Here is a 7,963-nt window from a genome sequence, read left to right as displayed (position 1 = left end):
TCAAAGACAAATGATCCCGCAAAAAACCAGACAATAACGTCCGACCCTCAACTTCACCGCTCACAGACATGCCATTCACAGTCAGCGATATTTTCATCACATTTTCCTCCCTTAAATCAGTAGCTCAACCGCCCAATACGCGCTTGAGCCAGCCTTTCTTTTCGGTCGCCTCTTCCGCTTGTTGTTCGGGTTCAGCTGCCGCTTCGTCGGCGGGGGGCTCTGGCTCGACCTCGACCGCGCTTTGGAAATTTTGAAAGAACTGATCCGCCATTTTCTTGGCGAACCCGTCCACGACGCGACCACCCAGCTGGGCTAGCTTGCCGCCCACGCGCGCGTCAACATTGTAGGTCAGCAAGGTGCCTTCGGGGACATCGGACAGCGTGACATCTGCTGCGCCCTTGGCAAAACCGGCAGCGCCGCCCTTGCCTTCGCCCGACAATTTCAGGCTTTCCCCGGACACCATGTCGGACAGGGTCACTTTGCCTTTGAACGTGGCTTTGACGGGGCCGACTTTCTGCACCACGGTGGCATCGAACCCGTCCTCGGCGGTGCCGGTCATCTCTTGGCAGCCAGGAACGCATTCGCGCAGAACATCTGCCGACAGCAGGGCATCCCAGACCTCGGACCGTGGCGCGGTTATTGTGCGGCTGTCATGTAACTCCATGTCACTCCTCCAGAGTTTTTTCCAACCTAGGGCGTCGGGGCCGCAAAGCATATGCGACCTTGGGCGTAGTCAGCGCAGTTCCGGAGGGGTGTGCGTCAGCCCGTAATCCTCAAAGATTTTGGCGATGCGGCCATCCTGAAGTGCTGCATAGATCGCATCATCGACCGCATAGCTGAGGCCGCGATAGGCAAAGTGCACGGCTACACCGCTGGTCCAGGTGCTGACGGCAAAGCCGGGCAGCGGAGGGGTGTGGATATCCAGTTCGGGGTTCAGCCCGGCCTCAAGCTGGGCGCGGGGGCCCATTGCGGCCATCGTTTCACCTGCGGCCAGAGCCTCCATCGCCTGATCCGCGGTTGGGAACCGGCGGACATTCTGCGACAGTTGCCCGCCGGGAAAAGACGACAGGTAGAAATCCGCAATCGAATCGTTTTCAACAGCGACGGTGTCAAAGCGGAAATAGGCCGGAACCGGAGGGTCTTCGGGATAAGCATCGCGGCGAAAGGCGATGGCGATTTCCTCGTCATGATACTGACCGGTGAACACCACCTGTTCGACCCGGCAGGCAAATTCGCTGTCATAGGGAATGTGCAGCATGACATTGGCCACGCGCCCGTTGATCAGCGGGCCCTTCCAAATCCAGTTGCGCAGATCGGCCTCTAGGTTTTCACCGGCCGCGACCAGATTGAACCGGGGCTCGACCCCCAGATCCTGTGCGATCAGCTTGCCGATTTCGATGTCCACGCCCTGTATCTTGCCATCCTCTTCAAAGGACCAGGGCGCAAAGTCTTCGTAGGCAGCGAATTCGATATAGCCGCGCTCGACAATGGTATCGAGATCAGCGCCCACGATATCGCGGCTGGCATTCTGGGGTTTGGGTTGGGGCACATGGTCTTCACACCTGGCCAAAGCCGACCCGGCGGACAGGGCGGCGACCAACAGGGAGAAAATGAAATGGCGTCCGATCATGTGCCCCAGTCTGCCGTTCTATTGCGCGGCAGACAATCCGATAGTCAGCTGCTCCGCCGCCTGTGCAAAATCCGGGGCCTCGCCCGAGATCAGCACCGCAGCCCGCAGCGCCACCGAGTCGGCCACAGGCGCGCCCGAGCCGGTTTCGATTGTACCCGCGATCTCGGTCAGTTCGGATTGCAGGGCGGCTGTGTCCCCATCCGCGCCCTCTGCCATAGCGGCCAGCTCGTCGCGGATTTCCTTCAACCGGTCCGAGTGATCGTCCAACGCGCCGTCATCAGGGCGGGTTTCGATATAGGTGCGGATGGCCCAAGCCGCTTTTTGGCCCAGCAGATCGCCAAAGGCGGGCATCTTGGTGATTCCGTTCTGGGTATAGCCCTCGCGGAAGCGTTCGATATACCATTCATCGCCGTATTCTTCGGCCTCGAGGTAGCGCAGGTCGGGGGCCAGGCCGCCCGATACGACGCCCAGGCCGTGGCAGCGCGCGCAGTTCTGGTTGTAGCCGGAATCGCCGATTTCGATTGCAGCCTGCCAGACCTCTTCGCCCTGATCGCGATAGGGGTTCTCGATCAGCCATTCCTCGCTCACGTCGGGAAGGGCATCCGTATTTACCGGCTGGGGCGCGACATCTCCATGTGCCAGCGCCATTCCCGCTGTCACCGTTGCCGCAAGCGCCGCGCTGTAAAAACCAAGACGCATCTCATCCTCCTATTGAAGCTTTCCCCGGTCATAGCGCAGGCAAATACATCGCGACATTCGACCTTGGTTGCAGATGGGCAAAATCTGCGACTAAGGTCGAATGGCTTTCCCATTTTCGACCGGCTTTTACTTTTAGGGCCGGGGAGGAGGCGCAGACATGTTTAGATTTTCCTTTGTTCTTGCAGCCTTGGCGCTGGCATCTGGCGCTGCGCAGGCCGAGGTTGCGATTTCAGTGACCTACCTGCAGCAAGAGGTTGAGCGTCCTCCGGTTCTGTCCAACCTCGACCCGATTCCAGAAGACGTAGGCATGGCGGGTGCCGAGCTGGGCCTAGCCGACAACCTGACGACGGCCAAGTTTCTGGGGCACAAATACGATCTGACAGTGACCACGGTGCCCGAGGGCGGTGACTGGGCGCAAGCCGCGCGGCAGGCTTTGGCCAATGGTCCCTTTGTCATTCTGGACGCGCCTGCGCAAGCGCAGCTTGAGGTCGCCGATCTGCCCGAAGCGGCGGGCGCGGTGCTGTTTAATGCCTCGGCCCCAGACCTATCGCTGCGTGAGGCCGAGTGCCGCGCCAACCTGTTGCACACCCTGCCATCGGACGTGATGCGCACCGACGCTCTGGCGCAGTTCCTGGTCAAACGCCGGTGGGAAGATATCGTCCTGATCTCGGGCGAGCATCCGGGGGATCAGGCCTTTGCCGAGGCGTTGAAGCGGTCGTTGCAAAAGTTTCGTCTGGAACTTCAAGCGGAAAAGACATGGGTGTTCGATGCCGACCTGCGGCGCAACGCGGCGCAGGAAGTGCCGCTGTTTACACAGGAGTTTGGCGACTATGACGTGCTGCTTGTCGCCGATGAGCTGGACGATTTCGGCCGCTACATCCCCTTCAACACGTGGGAACCGCGCCCCGTTGCCGGGTCCGAAGGGTTGCAGCCCGTCACGTGGTCGCGCGTGGTCGAACAATGGGGCGCAGTGCAGATGCAGAACCGTTTTGCCGATCAGGCAGGGCGGGCGATGCGGCCCAAGGATTACGCTGCATGGGCGGCTTACCGGGCCTTGGGCGAGGCGGTGACGCGCACCCAATCCAACGATCCAACAGTTTTGCGCGACTATATCCTGTCGGAGGATTTCGAACTGGCGGGCTTCAAAGGCCGCGCGATGAATTTCCGGGCCTGGAACGGCCAGTTGCGGCAGCCCATCCCTCTGGTCACGGATCGCGCCGTAGTGGCGATGGCTCCACTTGAGGGGTTTCTGCATCAACGCACTGAACTGGACACGCTTGGCATTGATGAAGCCGAAAGTCAGTGTCAGGCATTTAAGGAGTAACAGCGATGAGACTAGCAGCACTTCTGGCAGCGACTGCGCTCTGCGCTCCGGCCACTGCCGATGAGATCTGGATCAGCAATGAAAAGGACGACACGCTCAGCGTGATCGACATCGAAACGCTTGAGGTGATCCGCACGATCGAGACCGGCGAACGCCCGCGAGGGATCACGTTCTCCAAGGACTACTCGGTTCTGTATATCTGCGCGTCCGACAGTGACTCGGTTCAGGTGATGGACCCCGAGACCGGCGAGATTCTGCATGACCTGCCCTCGGGCGAAGACCCGGAGCAGTTTGTGCTGCACCCTAATGACAAGCACCTCTACATCGCCAACGAAGACGACGCGATCACCACGGTGGTAGATACGGAATCGCGCACGGTGATTGCGCAGATCGACGTGGGGATCGAACCCGAAGGGATGGCGGTTTCCCCCGATGGCAAGATCGCCATTACCACGTCCGAGACCACCAACATGGCCCATTGGATCGACACCGAGACACAAGAGCTGTTCGCCAATACTCTGGTCGATTCCCGCCCGCGCCATGCCGAGTTCCTCAAGGACGGGACCGAGCTGTGGGTCAGCTCAGAAATCGGCGGCACCATCACCGTGTTCGACGTGGAAACCCAGACCGAAAAGGCCAAGATCGAGTTCGAGGTCGAAGGCGTCCACCCCGACCGGGTGCAGCCCGTGGGGTTTGAACTGTCCAACGGGGATGAGACCGCCTTTGTCGCGCTGGGACCGTCGAACCATGTGGCGGCTGTGAATGCCGAAACCTATGAGGTTGAGGATTACATCCTCGTGGGTCGCCGCGTTTGGCACATGGATTTCAACGCCGACAAGTCGCTGCTGTTCACCACCAACGGCGTGTCTGGCGATGTGACCGTGATCGATGTGGCCAAGCGCGAACCGATCAAGACGATCAAGGTTGGGCGTTTCCCCTGGGGCGCGGCCTTCCGTCCGACCAACTGACAAGATTGAGGAGATTAAAGAGATGAAGCGACTGATATGCGTGGCCGCGATGATGGCTATGGCTTTGCCCGCTGCGGCTTTGGCCGACGATGATGATGACGACGGCTTTGGTCTGGCTGGAATCTTGTCGGCCAAGAACAAGGAAGACCTGCCTCCGATCACGCTCTCTGCCGGAGTGCCTTTGGCCGAGGCCCCATGGGAGCTGAAATCCGGCACCTATTATGAGTTCGAAATTCAAGGCGACGGCAGTCAGGAACTGGCTCTGGTCGGGCCCGAGTTCTTCCGCGCGATCTGGGTGGATGAGATCGTGGTCGAGGGGTTGGAAATCCGGCCTTTGGGCGTCGACTCCGTTGAGTTTGACGAGGCGGGCGAGATGGAAATAGGCTTTGTCGCGATCAAACCGGGCAGCTACTATCTGAAAGTGCCGGGCAGCACCGGCGAAACGCAGCGGCTGGAGATTACCATTAAGTGACAGGGCTTTCGGTCCGCAATGTCAGCTACGCCTATGGCGACAAACGCGCCCTTGATGACGTGAGCTTTCACGTCCCGCAGGGCGCGTTTTGCGCGTTGCTGGGGCCCAATGGCGCGGGGAAATCAACGCTGTTTTCCCTGCTGACCCGTCTGTTCACCACCGCGCAGGGGGTGATTGAGGTGGCGGGGTTCGATATCTCGAAACAACCCCGTCAGGCCTTGGCGCAGATCGGAGTTGTCTTCCAGCAGCCGACACTGGATCTGGACCTGACGGTTCAACGCAACCTCAGCTATTTCGCTGCCTTGCACGGCCTGTCTGGTCGCACAGCCGAGACCCGCATCACCGCCGCTTTGGAGCGTCTGGATATGGCCGAGCGTTCAAGCGAGCGCACCCGCGATCTGAATGGCGGCCACCGCAGACGGCTAGAGATCGCGCGTTGCCTGATCCATGCGCCCTCGGTCCTGTTGCTGGACGAACCGACAGTGGGGCTGGACGCAGCAGCGCGCAGCGCCATCACCCAACATGTGCATGATCTGTCGGCGCAGGATGGGTTGACCGTGTTATGGGCCACCCATCTGACCGATGAGATCACCCCCGACGATCAGCTTGCCATTCTGCATCGAGGCAAGATGCTGAAACAAGGCACCTGCAGGGACATCACCGGCGACCAACCCCTGCAACAGGTGTTTCTGTCGATGACCGGAGCCTCCGCATGACGGGCGCGCTGATCGCCCTGCGCGCGATCCTGATCCGCGAGGCGCTGCGCTTTATCCGCCAACGCAGCCGGTTCATCGCCGCTTTGGTACGCCCGCTGGTTTGGCTGGTTGTCTTTGCCGCCGGGTTCCGCGCGGCATTGGGTCTGTCGATCACACCGCCTTATCAGACCTATATCACCTATGAGATCTACATCGTGCCGGGCCTGTGCGGCATGATTATGCTGTTCAATGGCATGCAAAGCTCTCTCAGCCTTGTCTATGACCGCGAGATGGGGTCGATGCGGTTGCTGCTGACCAGCCCTCTGCCGCGATGGTGGTTGTTGTTCTGCCGCCTGCTGGCCAGCACCACGATCTCGATCCTGCAGGTCTATACGTTTCTGGCGGTGGCCGCGATCTACGGGATTGATATGCCCTGGTACGGATATCTGTGCGTCTTTCCCGCACTGATCATTGCCGGGCTGATGCTCGGCGCTTTGGGTCTGGCTTTGTCCTCGGCCATCAAGCAGCTTGAGAATTTTGCCGGGGTGATGAATTTTGTCATCTTCCCGATGTTCTTCCTGTCCTCGGCGCTCTATCCGCTGTGGAAGATGGCCGAAAGCTCGGCCCTGTTGCGCGATATCTGCGCGCTCAACCCCTTTACCCATGCGGTCGAGCTGATCCGGTTTGCCCTCTATGGTCAGTTCAACGGCCCGGCCCTTGGCTGGACCATCCTCGCCGGACTGGCCTTTCTGGGCCTCGCGCTATGGGGCTACGATCCGGCCCGCGGCATAAAACGCCCCGGTCGCTAAGCCGTCTACGACCATGGCAGAGGTGAAATGCGCCCCCCGATGCGCTATTGTGCCTTTCAAACGGAGGGTTCTTTCATGATCCGTATCGCAATTGCATTACTGTTTCTGAGCACAGCCGCCTCGGCCCAGACGGTCGAGGATGAGTACGGCACGCTCAACCCGCAGGACACGGGCTTTGGCCGTGTCATGAGCAATATTGACAATGGCGTCACCGATATGACGACCTGCGCGACCGGCTATTACATCACCAAGTCCGGCCGTCACGAGATGGCGCGCAAGCTGTTCGAAAGCTGCGCCAATGCCGGGTATACCGGCGCGATGACATGGATGGGGCAGTTGGACAATAACGGGCTGGGCGGAGACTACGATCCCGATGCCGCCGCCGCCTGGGACAAACGCGCCGCTGATCTGGGCGATCCGGTGGGCAAGTTTAACTACGGCCTCAACCTCCTGCGCGGCCACGGGGTGGCGAAAGACCCCGAGCTGGGCCGCGCCTATGTCGATGAAGCCGCAAGCGACGGCCTGAAGATCGCCAAACGTCTGCAAGACTCTGGCTATGACCCCAATGAGGTCACGCCGGACGCAGATGAGTGGAAATACGCGCCCTTGTTCTGAGTTTAGTGAGGTGTCGTAGTCGGGCACTGGAAAAGGCGCGGGCGCCCGTTGGTGCAAGGTTTCCCAAATCGCAACTAACCTATGATCAGTCGATCACGACCTGAGGCAACCAATGGCTATCGGGATCGGCCTCGTGGATGTCTGCCTCGGATACGGGCCTTAGATCTCCGTCTTCGGGCGGGGCCGAAAGGACGCCCATATCCATTTCGTGCAGCTGTCCGATCAGGCGGGCGCCGTCGCGCTGCAGGCGATAGTAGACCCCGTTCCACATATCAATGCCGTATTCGGTGGCGCCCTTGTGGATAAACAGCAGGTCGTATTCCAGATCGGTCAGATCGTCGTCGGAGACTTCGCGCCGCAGAGCATAAGGGTAAGGGACATGGCACAAGTGTTTATCCGCCCCCTCAAGACAGCGAAACGGGCGCATGGACAGGAAATGGTCTGCGAAGGGGCCTGCACTCAGGTCAATCTGATAGGCTGCGGCGTCGCCCTTGGGTTCGAAAGTCACCTTTCCGATCAATAGCTTGTTGCCTTCTCCGTCGATCAGAGAAATGGTCTTCTGCCCCGACAGAGGATCGGCCAGCGCGGGCAGCGCGCAGATCAAAACCGCAGGGATAAACCAAGTGAAAAGCCGCCGCATCATAGCCTCGCGCGTCAAAAAAGATGGCCCAACCTAGTTGAAATCGGCTGATTGCGCCCTACGACCAATGTGCAATTCCAACACCGGTGCCCGCCTGCGAATAATACTCTC

Annotated in this window: 10 protein-coding genes and 1 pseudogene; 6 read left to right on the top strand and 5 right to left on the bottom strand. The window is 59.9% G+C overall.

What is annotated here, in order from left to right; translation table 11 throughout:
- The 4 genes and pseudogenes from ACXAH8_RS15440 to pedF form a co-directional block, all read right to left on the bottom strand.
- Positions 1-97 (bottom strand): annotated as a pseudogene (locus ACXAH8_RS15440) ((2Fe-2S)-binding protein); the annotation flags it as partial.
- A gap of 27 nt (positions 98-124) precedes the next feature.
- On the bottom strand, positions 125-664 hold the full coding sequence (locus ACXAH8_RS15435) for a CoxG family protein (RefSeq protein ID WP_475219721.1): 540 nt from the start codon (positions 662-664) through the stop codon (positions 125-127).
- A 69-nt stretch (positions 665-733) separates the two neighbouring features.
- Positions 734-1,630, bottom strand: coding sequence for a substrate-binding periplasmic protein (locus tag ACXAH8_RS15430; RefSeq protein ID WP_475219720.1), 897 nt, complete (start codon positions 1,628-1,630; stop codon positions 734-736).
- Positions 1,631-1,648: 18 nt separating this feature from the next.
- Positions 1,649-2,329: a cytochrome c-550 PedF gene (pedF, locus tag ACXAH8_RS15425; protein WP_170549083.1), complete on the bottom strand. Its 681-nt coding sequence runs from the start codon at positions 2,327-2,329 to the stop codon at positions 1,649-1,651.
- Between the two features lie 157 nt (positions 2,330-2,486).
- On the opposite strand from pedF, the gene ACXAH8_RS15420 reads away from it, so the two are divergent.
- The 6 genes from ACXAH8_RS15420 (at position 2,487) to ACXAH8_RS15395 (ending at position 7,212) form a co-directional block, all read left to right on the top strand.
- The gene (locus ACXAH8_RS15420) at positions 2,487-3,653 is read left to right on the top strand and encodes an ABC transporter substrate-binding protein (RefSeq protein ID WP_475219719.1); all 1,167 of its coding nucleotides are present in this window, start codon (positions 2,487-2,489) and stop codon (positions 3,651-3,653) included.
- A 5-nt stretch (positions 3,654-3,658) separates the two neighbouring features.
- Positions 3,659-4,621 (top strand): YVTN family beta-propeller repeat protein, encoded by a 963-nt coding sequence (locus ACXAH8_RS15415; RefSeq protein ID WP_152460706.1) that lies wholly within the window; start codon positions 3,659-3,661, stop codon positions 4,619-4,621.
- A 22-nt stretch (positions 4,622-4,643) separates the two neighbouring features.
- Complete coding sequence (locus ACXAH8_RS15410; protein WP_475219718.1) at positions 4,644-5,093, top strand: cupredoxin domain-containing protein; 450 nt, start codon at positions 4,644-4,646, stop codon at positions 5,091-5,093.
- A complete protein-coding gene (locus tag ACXAH8_RS15405; RefSeq protein ID WP_475219717.1) occupies positions 5,090-5,809 on the top strand; it encodes an ABC transporter ATP-binding protein in 720 nt (239 codons plus the stop codon). Before ACXAH8_RS15410 ends, ACXAH8_RS15405 begins: the two co-directional genes overlap by 4 nt.
- Complete coding sequence (locus ACXAH8_RS15400; protein ID WP_475219716.1) at positions 5,806-6,597, top strand: ABC transporter permease; 792 nt, start codon at positions 5,806-5,808, stop codon at positions 6,595-6,597. Before ACXAH8_RS15405 ends, ACXAH8_RS15400 begins: the two co-directional genes overlap by 4 nt.
- A gap of 75 nt (positions 6,598-6,672) precedes the next feature.
- Entirely contained in the window at positions 6,673-7,212 is a 540-nt protein-coding gene (locus ACXAH8_RS15395; RefSeq protein WP_475219715.1) for an SEL1-like repeat protein, read from the top strand.
- 85 nt (positions 7,213-7,297) lie between these two features.
- Here the strand turns inward: ACXAH8_RS15395 and ACXAH8_RS15390 are convergent, their stop codons facing one another.
- Positions 7,298-7,852 (bottom strand): hypothetical protein, encoded by a 555-nt coding sequence (locus ACXAH8_RS15390; protein ID WP_475219714.1) that lies wholly within the window; start codon positions 7,850-7,852, stop codon positions 7,298-7,300.
- Positions 7,853-7,963: the final 111 nt, after the last annotated feature.

The sequence above is a fragment of the Ruegeria sp. ABV3_008 genome, assembly GCF_056161185.1.
The sequence above is the reverse complement of the archived record's forward strand: the minus strand, read 5'-3'. Positions and strand labels throughout refer to the sequence as shown.

Excerpts from the sequence above, each read along its gene's own strand:
- ACXAH8_RS15435 (WP_475219721.1), bottom strand. The coding sequence starts at position 664 with ATGGAGTTACATGACAGCCGCACAATAACCGCGCCACGGTCCGAGGTC.
- ACXAH8_RS15430 (WP_475219720.1), bottom strand. The coding sequence starts at position 1,630 with ATGATCGGACGCCATTTCATTTTCTCCCTGTTGGTCGCCGCCCTGTCC.
- pedF (WP_170549083.1), bottom strand. The coding sequence starts at position 2,329 with ATGCGTCTTGGTTTTTACAGCGCGGCGCTTGCGGCAACGGTGACAGCG.
- ACXAH8_RS15420 (WP_475219719.1), top strand. The coding sequence starts at position 2,487 with ATGTTTAGATTTTCCTTTGTTCTTGCAGCCTTGGCGCTGGCATCTGGC.
- ACXAH8_RS15415 (WP_152460706.1), top strand. The coding sequence starts at position 3,659 with ATGAGACTAGCAGCACTTCTGGCAGCGACTGCGCTCTGCGCTCCGGCC.
- ACXAH8_RS15410 (WP_475219718.1), top strand. The coding sequence starts at position 4,644 with ATGAAGCGACTGATATGCGTGGCCGCGATGATGGCTATGGCTTTGCCC.
- ACXAH8_RS15400 (WP_475219716.1), top strand. The coding sequence starts at position 5,806 with ATGACGGGCGCGCTGATCGCCCTGCGCGCGATCCTGATCCGCGAGGCG.
- ACXAH8_RS15395 (WP_475219715.1), top strand. The coding sequence starts at position 6,673 with ATGATCCGTATCGCAATTGCATTACTGTTTCTGAGCACAGCCGCCTCG.
- ACXAH8_RS15390 (WP_475219714.1), bottom strand. The coding sequence starts at position 7,852 with ATGCGGCGGCTTTTCACTTGGTTTATCCCTGCGGTTTTGATCTGCGCG.